Annotated in this window: 11 protein-coding genes and 1 tRNA gene; 5 read left to right on the top strand and 7 right to left on the bottom strand. The window is 72.8% G+C overall.

Features of this window, described 5'->3' with window-relative positions:
• The first annotated feature begins 67 nt into the window (after positions 1 to 67).
• Complete coding sequence (locus tag ACWENQ_RS39645; protein ID WP_452418855.1) at positions 68 to 4,891, top strand: amino acid adenylation domain-containing protein; 4,824 nt, start codon at positions 68 to 70, stop codon at positions 4,889 to 4,891.
• Positions 4,888 to 10,146 (top strand): non-ribosomal peptide synthetase/MFS transporter, encoded by a 5,259-nt coding sequence (locus tag ACWENQ_RS39640; RefSeq protein WP_452418854.1) that lies wholly within the window; start codon positions 4,888 to 4,890, stop codon positions 10,144 to 10,146. Before ACWENQ_RS39645 ends, ACWENQ_RS39640 begins: the two co-directional genes overlap by 4 nt.
• Before the next feature lie 144 nt (positions 10,147 to 10,290).
• On the opposite strand, the gene ACWENQ_RS39635 is transcribed toward ACWENQ_RS39640, so the two are convergent.
• Positions 10,291 to 10,818 carry an anthrone oxygenase family protein gene (locus tag ACWENQ_RS39635; protein ID WP_452418853.1) on the bottom strand — a complete coding sequence of 176 codons (528 nt, stop codon included), beginning with the start codon at positions 10,816 to 10,818 and terminating at the stop codon, positions 10,291 to 10,293.
• Positions 10,815 to 11,621, bottom strand: coding sequence for a hypothetical protein (locus ACWENQ_RS39630; protein WP_452418852.1), 807 nt, complete (start codon positions 11,619 to 11,621; stop codon positions 10,815 to 10,817). The genes ACWENQ_RS39635 and ACWENQ_RS39630 overlap by 4 nt, the downstream gene beginning before the upstream one ends.
• A 179-nt stretch (positions 11,622 to 11,800) precedes the next feature.
• On the opposite strand from ACWENQ_RS39630, the gene ACWENQ_RS39625 reads away from it, so the two are divergent.
• Both ACWENQ_RS39625 and ACWENQ_RS39620 read left to right on the top strand, forming a co-directional pair.
• Positions 11,801 to 12,946, top strand: a complete 1,146-nt coding sequence (locus tag ACWENQ_RS39625) for a sensor histidine kinase (protein ID WP_452418850.1) — start codon at positions 11,801 to 11,803, stop codon at positions 12,944 to 12,946.
• The gene (locus ACWENQ_RS39620) at positions 12,921 to 13,571 is read left to right on the top strand and encodes a response regulator (RefSeq protein ID WP_452418848.1); all 651 of its coding nucleotides are present in this window, start codon (positions 12,921 to 12,923) and stop codon (positions 13,569 to 13,571) included. The genes ACWENQ_RS39625 and ACWENQ_RS39620 overlap by 26 nt, the downstream gene beginning before the upstream one ends.
• Before the next feature lie 127 nt (positions 13,572 to 13,698).
• Here the strand turns inward: ACWENQ_RS39620 and ACWENQ_RS39615 are convergent, their stop codons facing one another.
• The 5 genes from ACWENQ_RS39615 to nadD form a co-directional block, all read right to left on the bottom strand.
• Positions 13,699 to 14,364, bottom strand: a complete 666-nt coding sequence (locus ACWENQ_RS39615; RefSeq protein WP_452418847.1) for a hypothetical protein — start codon at positions 14,362 to 14,364, stop codon at positions 13,699 to 13,701.
• A 93-nt stretch (positions 14,365 to 14,457) separates the two neighbouring features.
• Positions 14,458 to 14,530, bottom strand: a tRNA-Ala gene (locus ACWENQ_RS39610).
• Positions 14,531 to 14,658: 128 nt separating this feature from the next.
• Positions 14,659 to 15,288, bottom strand: a complete 630-nt coding sequence (locus ACWENQ_RS39605; RefSeq protein WP_354916405.1) for a histidine phosphatase family protein — start codon at positions 15,286 to 15,288, stop codon at positions 14,659 to 14,661.
• Positions 15,285 to 15,680 (bottom strand): ribosome silencing factor, encoded by a 396-nt coding sequence (gene rsfS / locus ACWENQ_RS39600; protein WP_449931236.1) that lies wholly within the window; start codon positions 15,678 to 15,680, stop codon positions 15,285 to 15,287. Before rsfS ends, ACWENQ_RS39605 begins: the two co-directional genes overlap by 4 nt.
• A gap of 198 nt (positions 15,681 to 15,878) precedes the next feature.
• Positions 15,879 to 16,493 (bottom strand): nicotinate-nucleotide adenylyltransferase, encoded by a 615-nt coding sequence (nadD, locus tag ACWENQ_RS39595; protein ID WP_449931238.1) that lies wholly within the window; start codon positions 16,491 to 16,493, stop codon positions 15,879 to 15,881.
• Positions 16,494 to 16,579: 86 nt separating this feature from the next.
• Between nadD and ACWENQ_RS39590 the strand changes: the two genes are divergently transcribed.
• Positions 16,580 to 17,602 (top strand): M48 family metallopeptidase, encoded by a 1,023-nt coding sequence (locus tag ACWENQ_RS39590; RefSeq protein ID WP_449931240.1) that lies wholly within the window; start codon positions 16,580 to 16,582, stop codon positions 17,600 to 17,602.
• Positions 17,603 to 17,620: the final 18 nt, after the last annotated feature.

Raw genomic sequence — 17,620 nt, 5'->3', positions numbered from 1 at the left:
AACCCTCCCGCACGGTGCAAATGTGTGCCCCGGAAAAACAGGCACTCTTGCTGGGGGAGATCCCTTGGTGATCGAACGAGTTCACGAGGCATTCGCCGCGCAGGTGCGACGCACTCCTGAGCGCACCGCGGTGGTGGCGGGCACCACCCGCCTCACCTATGCCGAACTGGACGAACGGGCCGAACTGGTCGCTGCCGAACTGCGCCGACGGGGAACGGGGCGCGGAGATTCGGTGGGCGTGTGCCTCGACAGGGACGAAGGACTGCTCGCCGCCGTCCTCGGGGTGTGGAAGGCGGGGGCGATCTATGTCCCGCTCGACCCCGCCTACCCCGCCGACCGGCTGGAGTTCATCGCCGCCGACGCAGAGATGGCACAGCTGATCACCTCGACACCCGTCGCCCGCAGGCAGGAGGCGGTGCTGCGCTCGTCGGGCGCCGCCCCGCTCCTGCTCGACACGCTCACCGCCGTCGAGGGCGCGGCCGTCGAGGGCACGACCGGTGAGGGCGCGGCCTTACCCGGCCCGGCGGAGACCGGCGACGGCTCGGACGTCGCCTACGTGATCTACACCTCGGGCTCGACCGGCCGGCCCAAGGGCGTGGTCATCGAGCACCGCAACGCGATGGCCCTGCTCACGTGGGAGACCGGCGTCTACGCCGACGAACTCCACGGCATGCTCTTCGCCACCTCCGTCTGCTTCGACCCGAGCATCACCCAGATGTTCATGCCGCTCATCGCCGGCGGCACGGTGATCGTCGCCGACACCGTGCTGTCGCTGCCGTCGCTGCCGGCCCGTGACGAGGTGCGCGCCCTGTACGGCGCGCCGTCCGCCCTCACCGCCCTGCTCAACGAGCCGCTCCCGCCGAACGTCCGCACGGTCATCGCCGGTGGCGAGGCGCTCACCAGGGCGCTGGTCGACCGCTTCTACGCCAACCCCGGCGTGCGCCGCGTCGTCAACGTGTACGGCCCGACGGAGTGCACCGTCACCTGCACCTCGGCCGAGATCACCCGCGACGACACGGCCGAGCCGACCATCGGCGGCCCCTACGCGGGCTCGATCCTGTCGGTCCGCGACGAGCGGGGCGAGCCGCTGGGCGACGGCGAGCCCGGCGAGCTGTGGGTGGCCGGGCCGCTGGTCGGGCGGGGATACCTGAACCGCCCCGACCTGACCGCCGAACGCTTCGTCGTGGACGCCGAGGGCGTGCGCCACTACCGGACCGGCGACCTCGTCCGGCGCGAGCCCGGTCGAAGCAGCCAGGACGAGCAGGCCGGGCCGGACGGGCAGGGTGCGCGCTACGTGTACCTGGGACGCAACGACGACCAGGTGAAGGTGGCCGGCTTCAGGATCGAGCTCGGCGAGGTACAGGCGGCGCTGGTCCGCCACCCGTCGGTCAACCACGCGGCCGTCCTCACCCAGACCGACCGCAACGACGTCCGCCGCCTGGTCGCCTACGTCGAGCCGGCGCCCGGCGCGGCACCAGGATCTCTCACCGAGGTCGAGCTCCGGCAGTGGCTGCGCGACCGCCTGCCCGACTACATGGTGCCCACCCGTATCACGGTCATGGACCGTCTCCCCCTCGGCCCCACCGGCAAGATCGACAGGGCCGCGCTCCCGGCCGCCGACCTCACCGCCGCCCGCGGTGAGTACACCGCCCCCTCCACCGAAACCGAGCGCCGCCTGGCCGACATCATCGGCACGGTCCTCGGCGTCGAGCGGGTGGGCGTCCACGACCACTTCACCGACCTGGGCGGCCACTCCCTCGCCGCCGCCCGCGTCTGCGCGATGATCGAGCGCGACCTCGGCGCCCGCGTGGTCCTGACCGCCTTCCTCGGCCGTCCCACGATCGCCGAACTGGCCCCGCTCGTCGAGGTGGCCGAGCGGTCGACCGGCGCGGCCGCCCTGGTGCGCCACCACGGCGCGACCCGCTACCCGCTGACCGCGGCCCAGCACGGCATGTGGCTCCTGCGCGAGGTGAGCCACACCCGCAACGCCACCACGCTCGCCTTCCGGCTGCGCCTGGCCGGGCTCACCGACGCCGCGCCCGTGAGGGCGGCCCTCGACGGGCTGGTGCGCGATCACGAGGTCCTGCGCAGCGTGATCGTCATGGGTGAGGACGGCGAGCCGGTCGCCGAGGTCCGCCCGCCGGCGCCCGTCCCGTTCGAGGAGGACGGCGAGCCCGACATCACCCACGGCTTCGACCTGTCGGCCGAGGTCCCGCTGCTGCGCGCCTGGCTGCAGTGGCAGGACGACTCCACGGCCGAGCTCGTCGTCGTCACCGACCACATCGCCTACGACGGCTGGTCGAACGCCACGCTCCTGGCCGCCCTCACCGGCGCGGCCGGGCAGCCGCCCGTCCAGGTGGGTGATGTGGCCCTCATGGAGAAGGAGGTCGACCTCGAGCCGCTGCGCGCGTTCTGGGCCGAGGAGCTGGCGGGGGCGGCGCCGCCGTACGAGCTGGCCGGGCGCGCCGGCGGCGGGCCGAGCAGGTTCCGCGGCACGCGGCTGACCCGTCCCGTCGCCGCGCGGACCGTGGCGGCCGTGCACGACCTGGCCGCCGCGACGGGCACCACGCCGTTCGCGGTGTACTTCACCGCGCTCGGCCTGCTCGTCGCCGCCCAGACCGACCGGCCCGACGTGCTGCTCGGCGCGGCCGTCGCCGACCGCGCCCATCCCGACCTGGAGTCGCTGGTCGGCCCCCTGGTGGACGTGCTGCCCGTGCGCGTCAGGCTCGACCCCGACCTCCCCGTACGGCAGGCCGTCGCGCGCACCGCCGCCGCGACCGCCCGCTCGCTGGACCACCTGGGCCTGTCCCCGCAGGAGCGCCTGGCCGTCTCCGGCATCGAGCGCCCGCGCGGCTCCCTGCTCACCCCTGTCGTCCTGTCGCTCCAGCCGCCGAACGTGCCGGTCACCGCCACCGGCGGCGGCCTGACCGTCGAGCTGCTCGGCGAGTTGAGCGGCGGCGGCGCGCAGGCGCCGCTCACCGTGTTCGTCAACACCACGGTGGACGGCGTGGAGGTGCAGCTCGAGTACGACCTCGACCTGGTCGGGCGGGCGGCAGCCGAGGCGTTCGCCGACCGGCTGATGCGGCTGCTCGACACCCTCCTGGACGGCCCCGACCTGCCGCTGTCGGCTTTCGAGCTGGTCACCGCCGAGGAGCGACAGCTGCTGAGGCAGTGGGGCACGGGGGCGCCGCTGCCCGAGGACGTGCCGCCGACCGTGGCGCATGCCGTCCTCGAGCAGGCCGCCCGGCAGCCCCACGCCGCCGCCGTGGTGGACGACGAGGGGACGCTCACCTACGGCGAGCTGGCCGCGCTGTCCGGCCGGATCGCCGGCGCGCTGGGCGAGGCGGCGGGCGCCACCGTGGGCGTGTGCCTGCCGCGCGACCGCTTCCTGCCCGCCGCGCTGCTCGGCGTGGCCCGCGCGGGCGCCGCCTACGTGCCCGTCGAACCCGACCAGCCCGCCGAGCGGCTGCGCTACCAGCTGGACGACGCGGGTGTCACGACGATCGTGTCGGCGGGCGAGGCGCTGGCCGTGGCCCGCGAGGTGGCGGGTGAGGCGCGCGTGCTCGACCTGGCCGGCCTTGCCGAGGACGCCGGCCACGCGGGCCTGCCGGGCCCCGACGACCTGGCCTACGTCCTCTACACCTCGGGCTCGACCGGCCGGCCCAAGGGCGTGGAGGTCACGCACGCGAACCTGGCCGCGTTCGTCGCGGCCATGCGGGTCACCCCCGGCGTCCGGCCGGACGACGTCATGCTCGGCCTGACACCGTTCTCCTTCGACGTCTTCGGCTTCGACCTGTGGGCCGGGCTGGCCTGCGGCCTGCGGATCGAGCTGCTCGGCAGGGACGACGCCGTCGACGGCCACGCGATCGCCCGCAGGATCGACGAGTCGGGGGTCACGCTGTTCACCGCGACGCCGACCACGCTGCGCATGCTGGTGGCCGCGGGCTGGAAGGGCGGGCCGCGCGTCCGCGCGATCAGCATCGGCGAGGTGCTCGACCCGGTGCTCGCCGGTGACCTGCTGGCCAGGGTCGGCGAGATGTGGAACTCCTACGGCCCCACCGAGACCACGATCTACTCCACGATGACGCTGCTGACCGCGCCGGTCGGCGACAGCGTGTCCATCGGCGGCCCGCTGCCCGGCGAGGACGTCCAGGTCCTCGACCAGGCCGGCCGCCTGGTGCCGCCGGGCATGCAGGGCGAGCTGTGGATCGGCGGCGCCGGCGTGGCGCGCGGCTACCGCGGCCTGCGCTCCCCCGCCTTCACCGGCGGCCGCTACCGCACCGGCGACCTGGTGCGCTGGCGGCCGGACGGCACGCTCGACTTCCTCGGCCGCCGCGACCAGCAGGTGAAGGTCCGCGGCCACCGCATCGAGCTGGGCGAGATCGAGACGGCGCTGCGCGAGCTCGTGCCCGACGCGGCCGTGACGGTCCACGACGACCGGCTCGTCGGCTACCTCGTCGACGGCGGCGACATACCCACCGACGCCGAGCTGCGGGAGTCGTTGCGGGCGCGCCTGCCGGACTACATGGTGCCCCGCCAGTGGATCCGCGTGGCGGCCCTGCCCACCACCTCCTCCGGCAAGCTCGACCGGGCGGCGCTGCCCAAACCCGATCACGACGCCGGAAGGGAGTACGTCGCGCCGGCCTCGCAGGCGGAGCTCCTGGTCGCCGACGTCTGGCAGGCGGTGCTGAACCTCGGCGCCGTCAGCGCCGACGACGACTTCTTCGCCCTCGGCGGTCACTCGGTGGCCGCGACGCTGGTCACCGGCAGGCTCATGGAGGCTCTCGCGCTCCAGGTGCCCGTCCGGCTGCTGTTCGAGCACCCGACGCTGGCCGGCTTCGCCGCCGCCGTGGAGGAGTTGCTCATCGCGGACATGGAGGCGGGACAGTGACCGAGCTCCAGGACCGCCTCGCGGAGCGCCTGGCCGCCGCCCGCCGTACGGTGGCGCGGGCCGAGCCGGGGATCCCCGCCAGGACCGGCGAGGGGCCCGCCCCGCTGTCGCCCGCCCAGGCGCGGCTGTGGTTCCTGTCGCAGCTGGACGAGCGGGCCGCCTACAACGTGCCCACCGCGGTACGGCTGCGCGGCCCGCTCGACACGAGCGCCCTGCTCGACGCGGTCAGGGACCTGGTGGAACGGCACGAGGTGCTGCGCACCCTGGTCGGCAAGGACGGCACCACGGTCGTCCCCGCCGACCGGGTGCCCATCGTGCTCGCCGGCGAGCACGCCGACCTGGAGACGGCATTGGACACGGCATTGGAGACGGAGGCCTACCTGCCCTTCCGGCTCGAATCCGAACCGCCGACCAGGGCCACGCTGTTCGCCGGCGGCGAGGACGAGCACGTGCTGCTGCTGACCGTCCACCACGTCGCCTTCGACGCCTGGTCGCGCGACCTGGCGATCAGCGAGCTGGCCGCCCTCTACACCGCGCGGCTCGGCCTGGCCGGGCCGCCCGAGCCGCCGCGGGTCAGGTACGCCGACTACGCTGAGTGGCTGGCCGGACGGCCGGAGCCGGACGCGACCTGGTGGGTGGAGCGCCTGGCGGGTCTCGAACCGGTGCTCGACCTGCCCACCGACCGGCCGCGTCCGTCGGTGGCCGACTGGTCGGCGGGCGAGATCCCGTTGCGCGTCGACGCGGCGGTGATCAGGCGGGTGGCCGCCGAGACCGGATGCACGCCGTTCATGGTGCTGCTGGCGGTCTGGCAGGAACTGCTCGGCCGGGTCTCGGCCACCGACGACGTGCCCGTCGGCGTGCTGGAGGCGGGCCGGCTGCACCCCGACACCGAGCGGATGCTGGGCTGCTTCGTCAACACGCTGGTCATGCGCGTCGACAGGTCCGGCGGCCCGACGGGACGGGAGTTGCTGGCCCGTACCCGCGACGTGGCGCTCGAGGCGTTCGCGCACCGGGAGACGCCGTTCGAGCGGGTGGTCGAGCAGGTCAACCCCGACCGCAACCTGGCCACCACGCCGATCTTCCAGGCGGTGCTCAACGTGGTGGACTCCCCCGCCACCCCGCCGCGCTTCCCCGGCCTGGAAGCGGAGGTGTTCGAGCCGCCGCTGCGCACCGCCAAGTATGACCTCAACCTGGCGCTGAACAACGCGGGCGACTCCTACGTCGGATCGCTGACCTTCCGCCGCGACCTGTTCGACGAGGACACCGCCCGCAGGATGGCGGGATGGTACGTCACGCTCCTGGACGGCATGCTCGCCGACCTCGACGCGCCGGCGGGCGCCGTACCGCTCGAACCGGTCACCGGGCCGCTGGCCGCCGGGCCGAAGCGCGACTACGACCTGTCACGGCCGCTCCACCGGCTGTTCGAGGAGCACGTGGCCCGCACCCCCGACGCCGTCGCGGTGGGCCGGCTGACCTACGCCGAGGTTGACCGGCAGGCCAACAGGATCGCCCACCGGCTGATCGCCGAGGGCGTCGGCCGCGACGACGTGGTCGGGCTGCTCCTCGACCGGCGCGCCCCCCTCATCCCCGCCATCCTCGGCGTGCTGAAGGCGGGAGCGGCCTACCTGCCGCTCGAACCCGCCTCTCCCGACGAGCGGCTGGCCTACATGGTCTCCAGCGGCGAGACCCGCCTGGTGCTCGCCGACCGGGACCTGGCCCCCAGGATCGCGGGCGCGCTGGTGCTGGAGGACGTCCTCGCGCAGGACCTGCCGGACACCCCGCCCGAGGTGACCGTCTCGCCCGAGGACCTCGCCTACGTGCTGTTCACCTCGGGCTCCACCGGACGTCCCAAGGGCACGGCCGTCGAGCACCGGGCCATCGTCCACTTCCTGCTCGCGGTGGCCGAGCGCCTGACCGGCGAGTACCGCTCCTACGGCGTCGTCTCGACCTTCGCCGCCGACCTGGTCCTGACCTGCCTGCTCGGCGGGATCGTCGCAGGGGCCACCGTCCACCTGGTCGACCAGGACACCGCCACCGACCCCGAGGCCTACAGCGCCTACCTGGCGGCGCATCCCATCGACGTCATCAAGATGGTGCCGAGCCATCTGGAGCTCCTGGCGGCGCACGGCGACCTGGCCGCGATGCTTCCGGAGAAGGTGCTGATCCTCGCCGGCGAGGCGACCTCCTGGGAGCTGGCCGAGCGCATCAGGGCCGCCAAGCCGGGCCTGGAGCTACAGATCCACTGCGGCCCCACCGAGACGACGGTGTCCGTGCTGGCCTGCGTGGCACCGGACACGCCGACGGGCTCGGCCGTCGTCCCCCTGGGCACACCCCTGGCCGACGTCACCTGCTACGTGGTCGACCCCGCGGGACGGCCGCTGCCCCGTGGCGTGCCCGGTGAGCTCTGGATCGGCGGGCCCAGCCTGGCGCGCGGCTACCTGGGCCGTCCCGAGCTGACGGCCGACAGGTTCGTCCAGCACGCGGGCGAGCGCGTCTACCGCACCGGCGACCGGGTCAGGCTCGACGCCGGCGGCATGATGGAGTTCCTCGGCCGCGTCGACGACCAGGTCAAGATCCGCGGCTTCCGGGTCGAGCTGGGCGAGGTCAAGGCCGCGCTCCAGGACCAGCCGGGGGTGGCGGAGGCGGTCGTGCTGCCGATCGGCGAGGCCCACAACCGGCGGCTGGCCGCCTGGGTGGCGCCCGCCACCGCCGACCCGGCCGCGATCAGGGCGGGCCTGCGCGAGCGGCTGCCGGAGTACATGGTGCCGCCCGCCATCGTGGTCCTCGACAGCCTCCCGCTCACGCCGATCGGCAAGGTCAACAGGGCCGCGCTGCCGATGCCGGAGGTGGCCGCGGCTGGCGAGCGGATCCCGCCGAGCACGCCGGCCGAGCTGAGAGTGGCCGCCTCGTGGGCGCAGGTCCTCGGCACCGACGACTTCGGCGTCGACGACGACTTCTTCGCCCTCGGCGGCGACTCCTTCAAGGCGGTCCGCGCCGTCAGGGACATCGACCCCTCGCTGCGCGTCATCGACCTGTTCACCAGGCCCACGATCAGGGAGCTGGCCGCCTACCTGTCCGCCGACGCGGGTGAGGCGGGGATCCTGCACCGGCTCGCCGGGCCCGCCACGGCCCGCCGTACCGTGCTCTGCATCCCCTACGGCGGCGGCTCGGCCGCCGCCTACGGGCCCCTGGCGACCGCGCTGGCCGAACGGGACGCCGGCACCGCCGTCCTGGCGGTCGAGCTGCCGGGACACGACCCCGCCCGGCCAGACGAGCCCATGCTGCCGCTGCCCGAGCTGGTCGACGCCATCCTGGCGGAGCTGCCGCGCAGCGAGCAGGTCGTCGTGTACGGCCACTGCGTCGGCTCGGCCCCCGCCACGGAGGTCGCGTTACGGCTGGAGGAGGCGGGCGTGCCCGTCGCCGGGCTGTTCCTCGGCGGCAGCTTCCCCGACGCCCGGCTTCCCGGCAGGCTGTCGGCGTGGTGGAACCGCCGCTTCCCCTCCTCGCGGTGGAGCTCCGACCGCTCGCAGCGCGACTTCCTGCGCACGCTCGGGCTGGAGGAGGACGCGGCCGACGTCGACCTCATGATCCGCGCCCTGCGGCACGACGTGGAGGAGGCCACCGCCTGGTTCACCGGGGAACTGGCCGCGCCACGCAGGCTGCAGGCGCCCGTGCTGTGCCTGATCGGCGAGCGCGACCGGGCCACCGAGCTCTACCAGGAGCGCTACCGGGAGTGGGGCGCCTTCGCCGACCGGGTCGCGCTGGCGGTCATCCCCAAGGCGGGCCACTACTTCCTCAAGCACCAGGCCGACCAGGTCGCCGCCCACATCGACCGCCACCTGTCGGCCTGGTCGTCCGGCGACCTGCCCGCGCCCGCCGACGACACCGGGGTCACCGGTGCCGACGCGCGCCGGGACCTGCGCCGCTTCTACACCGTCGCCGCCGGGCAGACGGCCTCGCTGCTGGGCAGCGCGCTCACCTCGTTCGCACTGGGCGTGTGGGCCTACCAGAGCAGCGGGCGCGTCGCCGACTACGCGCTGGTGACGATGCTGGCCGTACTGCCCGCCCTGCTGGCCGCCCCGCTGGGCGGCGCGGTCGCCGACCGGATCGACCGCAGGCTGGTCATGCTGGCGTGCGACGCGGTCTCGGCCGTGGCGACCACCGCGCTGGTGCTGCTGCTGTGGCTCGGCGACCTGCGGATCTGGCAGGTCGGCGTCATATCGGGGACGCTGTCCCTGGTCACCGCCTTCCACCGGCCCGCCTACCTGGCGGCGGTCGCCCAGCTGGTGCCCAAGCCGTACCTGATGCAGGCCAACGCCCTCGCCAACCTCGGCACCGGGCTCGGCATGCTGCTGGCGCCCATGGCGGGCGCGGCGCTGGTCACGCTGTTCGGCCTGCACGGCGTGGTGGCGATCGACATCGTCACGTTCCTGATCGGCCTGGCGACGCTGCTGGCCGTCCGCTTCCCCGACCGGCTCTTCCGCCGGCTCGAGGAGAGCTTCGCCCAGTCGATCGTGGGCGGCTGGCGCTTCCTCGTACGGCGCCGCCCGCTCATGATCATGATCGCGTTCTTCACCGTCGAGAACTACCTCGGCATGCTGGCGCTGGCGGTCACCGTCCCCACGTTGCTGTCGTTCGGCGACGTGACCGCGGTCGGCACCGTCACCGCCGCCCAGGGCCTCGGCGCCGTGCTCGGCGGCGTGGTGATGGTGTTCTGGGGCGGCACCTCCCGCAGGGCGATCGGCATGGTCGGCTTCGTCAGCGGCTTCGGCCTCGGCGTGCTGCTGATCGGGCTGCGGCCCTCCGTCGTGCTGGCGGCGATCGGTGGCCTGGTGTCGTGGGTGTGCCTCAGCATCCTGAACACCCACTGGATGGCGCTCATCCAGATGAAGGTGGGCCTGGAGCTCCAGGGACGCGTGCTGGCCACCAACCAGATGCTGGCCGTGTCGATGACGCCGCTGGCCTTCCTGACGGCGCCGCCGCTGACCGCGTTCTTCGCCCCGCTGCTGGAGCCGGGTGGAGCGCTCGCCGACACCGTCGTCGGCACGATCGCCGGCGTGGGACCCGGCCGTGGCATCGGGCTCCTGCTGGCGGCCACCGGTGCGCTGCTGGTGCTGTGGGGGGCGCTCGGGCTCTGGTACCGCCCGCTGCGCCGGATGGAGGACGATCTGCCCGACGCGGTGGCCGGTGCCGAGATCGCCGACTCGCTCGACGCCGTCCAGGCCGAGGCCGACCGCTCCATGCGCGCGGCCTGACCGACCCGCCCGGAATCCCAACCGCCGGACTTCTACCCCTCCCGGACCCGATCCTCGGTTCTCAACCCCCTCCCGGACCCTAGCCCTCGGCCTCAACCCCCTCTCGGACCCCGGCTCGCCGTCACCGGCGACCGGGGTCCTCTGTCAACCGGCCCTCCTCGCGTCAGCATCGTCGGCATCGTCGGCCTCGATCGCCGGGGAAGAGCGCGGGGCGCGGAACCTGGGCGCCCGCGCCGCCGCGAGGCAGCCGAGGGCGATGATGCTCAGCGCCGCCCTGACGACGTGCCAGGTGTTCCATCTGTCGCGGATCTGGGCCCAGTCCGCCGGGATGCGGCCCGGCCATTCATGGATCATCTGCCCGTTGATGGGCACGTTGACCACGAGCGTCGTGGTGATCGCCCCGAGCAGGCACAGCAGCGCCACGGCGGTCGCCGCGACCCGGCGAGGGCGGCGCCTCCACAGCATCGTCAGCAGCGTCGCGGTCGCGGCGATGGCCACCAGCGCGACGGCCGTCATCGGCAGCGCGAAGGTCTGGTGCGTCGGCCGGGCGACCGCGGAGTACACCGCGGCTGGTTGGCCGAGCATGGCCCGAGCGGTGAGCACACCCCCGGCCATGATGCCTGCCATCAGCCCGGTCGCCGTCAGCGCGGCGAACCACACGACGCGCGTCATCGCGCCTCCCAGCTGGACAAGGACGGCCCGGCGGCCCGCCGGTCGGCACGATGGTCGGCACGATGGTCGGCGCGATGGTCGGCACGGTGGTCGGCCCGGTGGTCGGCCTGCCGGTCGGTGCGGCGGTCGGCCCGCTGGTCGGCCCTCCGGTCGGCCCGCCGGTCAGCCCGCTGGTCGGCCTGCCGGTCGGCGCGGTGGTCGCGATCCGCGCGCCCCCGTTGTCTCCGGGCGGCCACGCGGCGTCCCCAGCGGGTCCTCCCCCACGGCTTGTAGATCGACAGGACGGTCGCCGCGGCCAGCAGGGCGAAGGCGGTGAGATTTCCCGCGATGAGCAGGCCCCTGGCGACGTCGGGGCCGTGGCCGCCGGAAGCCACGGCCGGTCCCGCCGCGGCGGCCAGGGCCTGGCCGGTCCAGCCGTGCAGGAAGAAGAAGCCGTTGGCCATCGTCAGCACGACCAGGGCCAGCTTGGCGACCACCCAGTGGTACCTGACGACGCCCCACGTGCTGAGCAGCCCGCCGGCGATGCCGGTGACGAGGCTGAGCAGCCCCGCCGGAATGACGATCACGTCCTCGATGACCGTCATCATCAGGTAGCCGCCCCGGGTGACGGCCGGGTCCTGGGTGTACCGGAGCGTGATCCCCAGGACGATCATGACGACGGCGACGCCCAGCCAGCCGACCGAGGCGCCGACGTGGACGACGAGCACCGCCTTGCGCAACCGTGGCCTGCGCGGCGGCCACCCGGTCGGGCCGCGGCTCGTCGGATGTGCGCGGGAACCATGGGCAACACGTTCATCGGACATGGACGCCAGCGTTCCCCCGCCCGGCCGCCGCTGTCGTCGGCCTGCCGGCGCATCGTGGTCTGCGGGCCGCGCCGTAGGGCCCTGCCACATCCGCCGTAGCCGGGTGACGGCCGGAACGTACGGCGCATACGTCCGGACGTTGATGACGGCCGGGCCGCCCGCTTCCTAGGCTGGCAGGCGTGAGATCATCCCGAGCCCGGCTGTGGGACGGCGCGGTGGCGGCCGTCGCCGTGCCGCTGTTCGTCCTGGGGAGCGTAGAGGCGTCCCGTACCAGGGTGCCGCCCTTCCGCGCGCTCGACGCGCTCGCCTACACGCTGCTGGTCGTGGCCGGCCTGGCGCTGGCGGCCCGGTCGCGCCATCCGGCGGCGGTCCTGGCCGTCACCCTCGCCTGCGGTGCGGGGATGCTCGCGCGGCACCACGCCTACGGGCCGATCTTCCTCGCGCTGTACGTCGCCCTCGCCACCGTCGTGGTCCGCCACGGCCTGCGGCGCGGGCTGCTGGCGGCGGGCGTCTCAGGAACCGTGCTTCTGGTCGCGGACATGATCGGCTGGGGTCGCGCGTGGGTCGTCGAGGACGCCGGCGCCTGGATCGCCTGGAATGCCTCGATGCTGCTTCCCTTCGCGGCCGGCGCGGTGATCCGTCTGGACCGGGACCGGCGGGCCGGGGCGGCGCGGGCCGAGGAGGAGCGGCGGCTGCGGCGCGTCCAGGACGAGCGCCTGGCGATCGCCCGGGAGGTCCACGACGTGCTCGGGCACAGCCTCAGCGTGATCAGCATGCGCGCCAGCGTCGCGCTCCACGTCGCCCGCCGTCGCCCTGACGAGGTGCTGGACGCGCTGGAGGCGATCAGGAAGACCAGCAAGGACGCGCTGGACGAGTTGCGGGCGACGCTCGACCTCGTCAGGGACCGCGGCGCCGCTCCCGGCCCCGAACACGTCGCCGGCCTGGTGGCGTCGATCAGGGCCGCCGGGCAGCCGGTCGAGCTGGCCCTCGCCGGCGATCCGGCCCGCCTCCACCATGCGACGGGGCGGGCCGTCTACCGGGTCGTGCAGGAGGCCCTCACCAACGTGGTACGGCACGCGGGCCCGGCCACGGCGACCGTGACGATCGACTATGGTGCCGACGACGTCAAGGTCTCGGTGACCGACGACGGTGCCGGGCACGCGCGGCACACCCCCGGCAACGGGATCACGGGCATGCGCGAACGGGTGGCGGCGCTGCGCGGCACGCTCACCGCAGGCCCCCGGCCGGAGGGCGGTTTCGCCGTGCGCGCGCGGCTGCCGGTGACGAGAGGGGACGACCGTGATCCGGGTGCTGATCGCCGATGACCAGCCGCTCATCCGGATCGGCCTGCGGGTGCTGATCGAGACCGAGGACGATCTGGAGGTGGCCGGAGAGGCCGCCGACGGGGAGCGGGCTCTGGAACTGACCCGGCGGCTGCGCCCCGACGTGGTGCTCATGGACATCCGGATGCCCGGCGCCGACGGCCTGGCCACGCTCCGGGAGATCCTGTCCGACCCCACGCTGGCCGGGACACATGTGATCATGCTGACCACGTTCGAGATCGACGAGTACATCTTCGCGGCGCTGCGCGAGGGGGCCGGCGGCTTCCTGGTCAAGGACGCCGACCCGGACGAGGTGCTCAGGGCGATCCGGGTGGTGGCCGACGGCGGCTCGCTGCTGTCGCCCTCGGTGACGCGCCGGGTGATCGGCGCGTTCGCCTCCCGCCGGGCGCCGGTGGCGCCGAATCGGCGGCTGGACGAGCTGACCGAGCGCGAGCGCGAGATCGTGGGGCTGGTCGGCGAGGGGCTGTCCAACGACGAGATCGCCGCGCGCCTGGTGGTCAGCCCGGCGACGGTCCGCACCCACGTGGGAAGGGCCATGGCCAAGCTCGACGCCCGCGACCGCGCGCGACTCGTGGTGATCGCCTACCAGTCGGGTCTCGTCCGCTGACCGGCTCACACGCCCGAGGGCAGGAATCGTCATCGCTGAACTCCGTCCAGGCCGCTCACGGCGCACGGCCTGACCCACGGATCGGATCCCGGCCCACCCTCTCCGGCGGGCCGGAACACCACCTCGCCTAGCCGCGCGACGAGCTCTCCAGAGCCTCTCGGAGCCTTGTCGCCGCCTTCTCGGCGGCGGGTCTGGTGAGATCGGGATCGAACCGGCCGTAGAAGCCGCTGTGTTCCAGCGCGATCATGGCGTCGCCGACCTTGATGATCACGATGTCCACGGCCATCACCGGGCCCTGGTCCGTGGCCGGGTTCTCCGCCCAATACCTGATCCCGTACGCGCTGTCGCCGAGCCTGCCGACCGGCAGCTTGGTGATCGTCTTCTTCATGTTCTTGGTGCCGGCTCTGACCTGGCCGCAGTCACGGACCATAACCCTGGCCGCCCGCTCCAGTGTGGAGAGCTGCGCGCGAGTCCCGCTCACGATGAACTCCCTGACCCCCTCGGGGACGCCGTCCCGCATCAGCCAGGTCGCGGCCTTGCTCCGCGAGAACGGAGCCAACCCCTTGATCGCCTTGGCGCACGCCTTCGTATGGGCGGTCTCGGCGTCCAGGAACTCCCTGTTCCGGATCTTGTTGTGGACGAATTCGGCGCCGAGATCCTCCGGCAGGAGCAGGGCGGTCTTGAGTTCAGCCGGGGACACGGGCCCGGTGAGGCCTTCGGCCAGCGCGGGCGGGGACATGAGAAGCAGGCCGCCTAACAGGCCGGCGGCCGCCGTCGAACGCTTGATGATCACCTGGCGCACTCTAGGCGATCGCCGCGAACGAGCACCACGAAAAACGAAACCGCCCCTTACCTGTCGCGTCAGGCAAGGGGCGGTTCTTGGCTGTGGAGCTAAGGAGACTCGAACTCCTGACCCCCTCCATGCCATGGAGGTGCGCTACCAACTGCGCTATAGCCCCTGGTCACCGCTCCGAGTTCTCTCGTTGCGGCGCTCGGAGAGCATATAACCTTCTCTCCCGTTTCGCATAATCGAACGTTCGGGCCGAGTTCACCCGCCGTCAGGGGACGCCCGGGCGCCCCCTGACGGTCACGACGCCGCTTCGGGGATGTCGTCGCTGTTGATCGGCTCGGGCAGGGTGCCCGCGTTGTGCTCGAGCAGGCGCCATCCCTTGCGCCCCTCCTCCAGCACCGACCACGAGCAGTTGCCGAGCCCGCCGAGCGCCGACCACAGCTCCTGGGGCAGCCCCAGCAGGTGGGCGATGCCGAGCCGCAGCGCCGCGCCGTGGGAGGCGACGACCAGCAGCCCGCCGTCGCCGAGCCTGCCCGTCCACCTGCGCAGCGCGGCCCCGACCCGATCGGCCACCTCGGACACGGGCTCGCCGTCAGGCGCTTCCCACGAGGCGTACTCGACCGGCCAACCGGCGGCGATCTCGTCGCGGGTCAGGCCCTCCCACGCGCCGCCGCCGCGCTCGCGGAAGTCCTTGTCGACCGAGACGTCCAGACCGACCAGCCGGCCCAGGGCGAGCGCCGTGTCGTTGGCGCGCCGCAGGTCGGAAGAGACGATCATGGTGGGTCGGAGCGACGCCAGCAGCGAGGCCGCCCTCGCCGCCTGGGCGAGGCCCGTCTCGTCGAGCGGGATGTCGGTGTGCCCCTGGAAGCGGTGCTCCACGTTCCACAGGGTCTGGCCGTGACGCAGGCAGACGATCCGCTTGCTCACGTACGGGCCCTCTGGGCGGCGGTGTTGGTGACGCTCTCCGGCAGCGCGATGGAGGGGCAGTCCTTCCAGAGGCGCTCGAGCGCGTAGAAGGTGCGGTCCTCTTCATGCTGCACGTGGACGACGATGTCGACGAAGTCGAGGAGCACCCAGCGCCCCTCCCGCTCGCCCTCGCGGCGGACCGGCTTGGCATCGCATTCGATGCGGAGTCTGTCCTCGATCTCGTCGACGATGGCGCGCACCTGGCGGTCGTTGGTGGCGGAGCAGAGCACGAAGGCGTCGGTGATGACGAGTTGCTCGCTCACGTCATAGGCGAGGATGTCATCGGCCAGCTTGTCGGCGGCGGCCTCGGCCGCGACCCTGACCAGCTGAACGGATCTTTCGGATGCTGTCACGATGCGGGTCTGTCCTCCTGTGTGACTACGTGTATAGACCACGCTTACCCTGATAGTATCCCCGGCTTTTGCCGGACATAGCTTCTCGCCCGCAGGCCGTACATGTCGGCTCATGTCCCACCGATGCCCGAGCGAGCGGCACACGCCTCTGCTGCCCCGGCCGGGGACGCCCATGCGGGTCCGGCTCTCCTCGTGCGGCTAGGCCGTGTGGTAGAGCCCGCGCTTGCCGATGTACTGCACGATCCCGTCGGGCACGAGGTACCAGATCGGCTCGCCCTTCGAGACCCGGTACCTGCACTCGGAGGAGGAGATCGCCAGCGCGGGGATCTCGACCAGGCTTACCTTCCCCTCCGGCAGCCCCGGGTCGCGCAGCGTGTGGCCCGGCCGGGTGCAGCCGACGAAGTGCGCCAGCTCGAACAGCTCGGAGGCGTCCTGCCAGTCGAGGATCGCGGCCAGCGCGTCGGCGCCGGTGATGAAGAACAGCTCGGAATCGGGGCCGTAGATCCGCTTGATGTCGCGCAGGGTGTCGATGGTGAACGTCGGTCCCGGCCGGTCCACGTCCACCCTGCTGACCGAGAAACGCGGGTTCGACGCCGTCGCGATGACCGTCATCAGGTACCGGTCCTCGGCCGCCGACACCTCCCTCTCCGCCTTCTGGTACGGCCGGCCGGTCGGCACGAAGACGACCTCGTCGAGCTCGAAGTGGTGGGCGACCTCGCTCGCGGCGACCAGGTGACCGTGGTGGATCGGGTCAAAGGTTCCACCCATCACCCCCACGCGTCGCTTTCCCTGGACACTGGGCGCGTTCATCATGGAACGGACCTTACGCGGATGCCATATCCCGCCATTCAGCACCCCCCTTTCCGAGAAACGCGCATCACACCCGCCGCCGACGTAGCATGCCGGACATGACGACCACCCCGGATCGCAACCGCGTGCAACTGCCCGGCATCTCGTCCCGTGCCTACGAACACCCCGCAGACAGGTCCGCTCTGGTCGCTCTGCGCAAGCTCAGTGGGTTCGACACGGTTCTCAAGCAGATGTCCGGGCTGATCAGCGAGCGCCGGCTGCGCCTGATGTACCTCGCCTCCGCCGTACGAGTGAGCGAGACCCAGTTCCGCTCCCTGTACGACATGGGCCGCGACGCGGCCTACATCCTCGACCTGCACCGGGTTCCGGAGATCTACGTCCAGCAGGACCCGCAGGTCCAGGCCAAGGCGATCGGCTTCGACGACCCGTTCATCGTGGTGACGACGGGTCTGCTGAACCTCATGAACGAGGAGGAGCAGCGCTTCGTCATCGGCCACGAGACCGCCCACATCCTGTCGGGCCACGCCGTCTACCGGACGATGCTCGACATCCTCACCCGCCTGGCTACCCGCGTGGCCTGGATCCCGCTCGGCTACATCGGCCTGCGCGCGATCGTGGCGGGCCTCGAGGAGTGGTACCGCAAGTCGGAGCTGTCGGCCGACCGCGGCGGCCTGCTCAGCGGGCAGGACCCCGAGGCGGCCAAGCGGGCGCTGATGAAGCTCGCGGGCGGCGCCTACACCCACGAGATGAACATCGAGGCCTTCCTGGCCCAGTACCAGGAGTACGACACCGCGGGTGACCTGCGCGACGGCTTCCTCAAGGTGCTCAACCTGCTCGGCACCACGCACCCGTTCGCGGTGGTCCGCGTCGCCGAGCTCGACAAGTGGCAGCGCAGCGGCGAGTACGAGCGCATCGTCGGCGGCACGTACCCGCGCCGCGAGGACGACGCCGGCGCCCGTGTCACCGACGAGGTCAAGGCGGCCGCCGAGTCCTACCGCCGCTCCTGGTCGGAGTCCCAGGACCCGTTCATCGGCGTCCTGCGCGACGTCGCCGAGGGCGCGGTCAACGCGGGCGAGCGCATCTTCAACCGCTTCTCCCGCCGCGACAACTGACCCGGCCCACCGGCAAGG

The sequence above is a fragment of the Nonomuraea sp. NPDC004354 genome (assembly GCF_053602555.1).
This window is presented reverse-complemented; position numbering and strand designations above follow the sequence as displayed.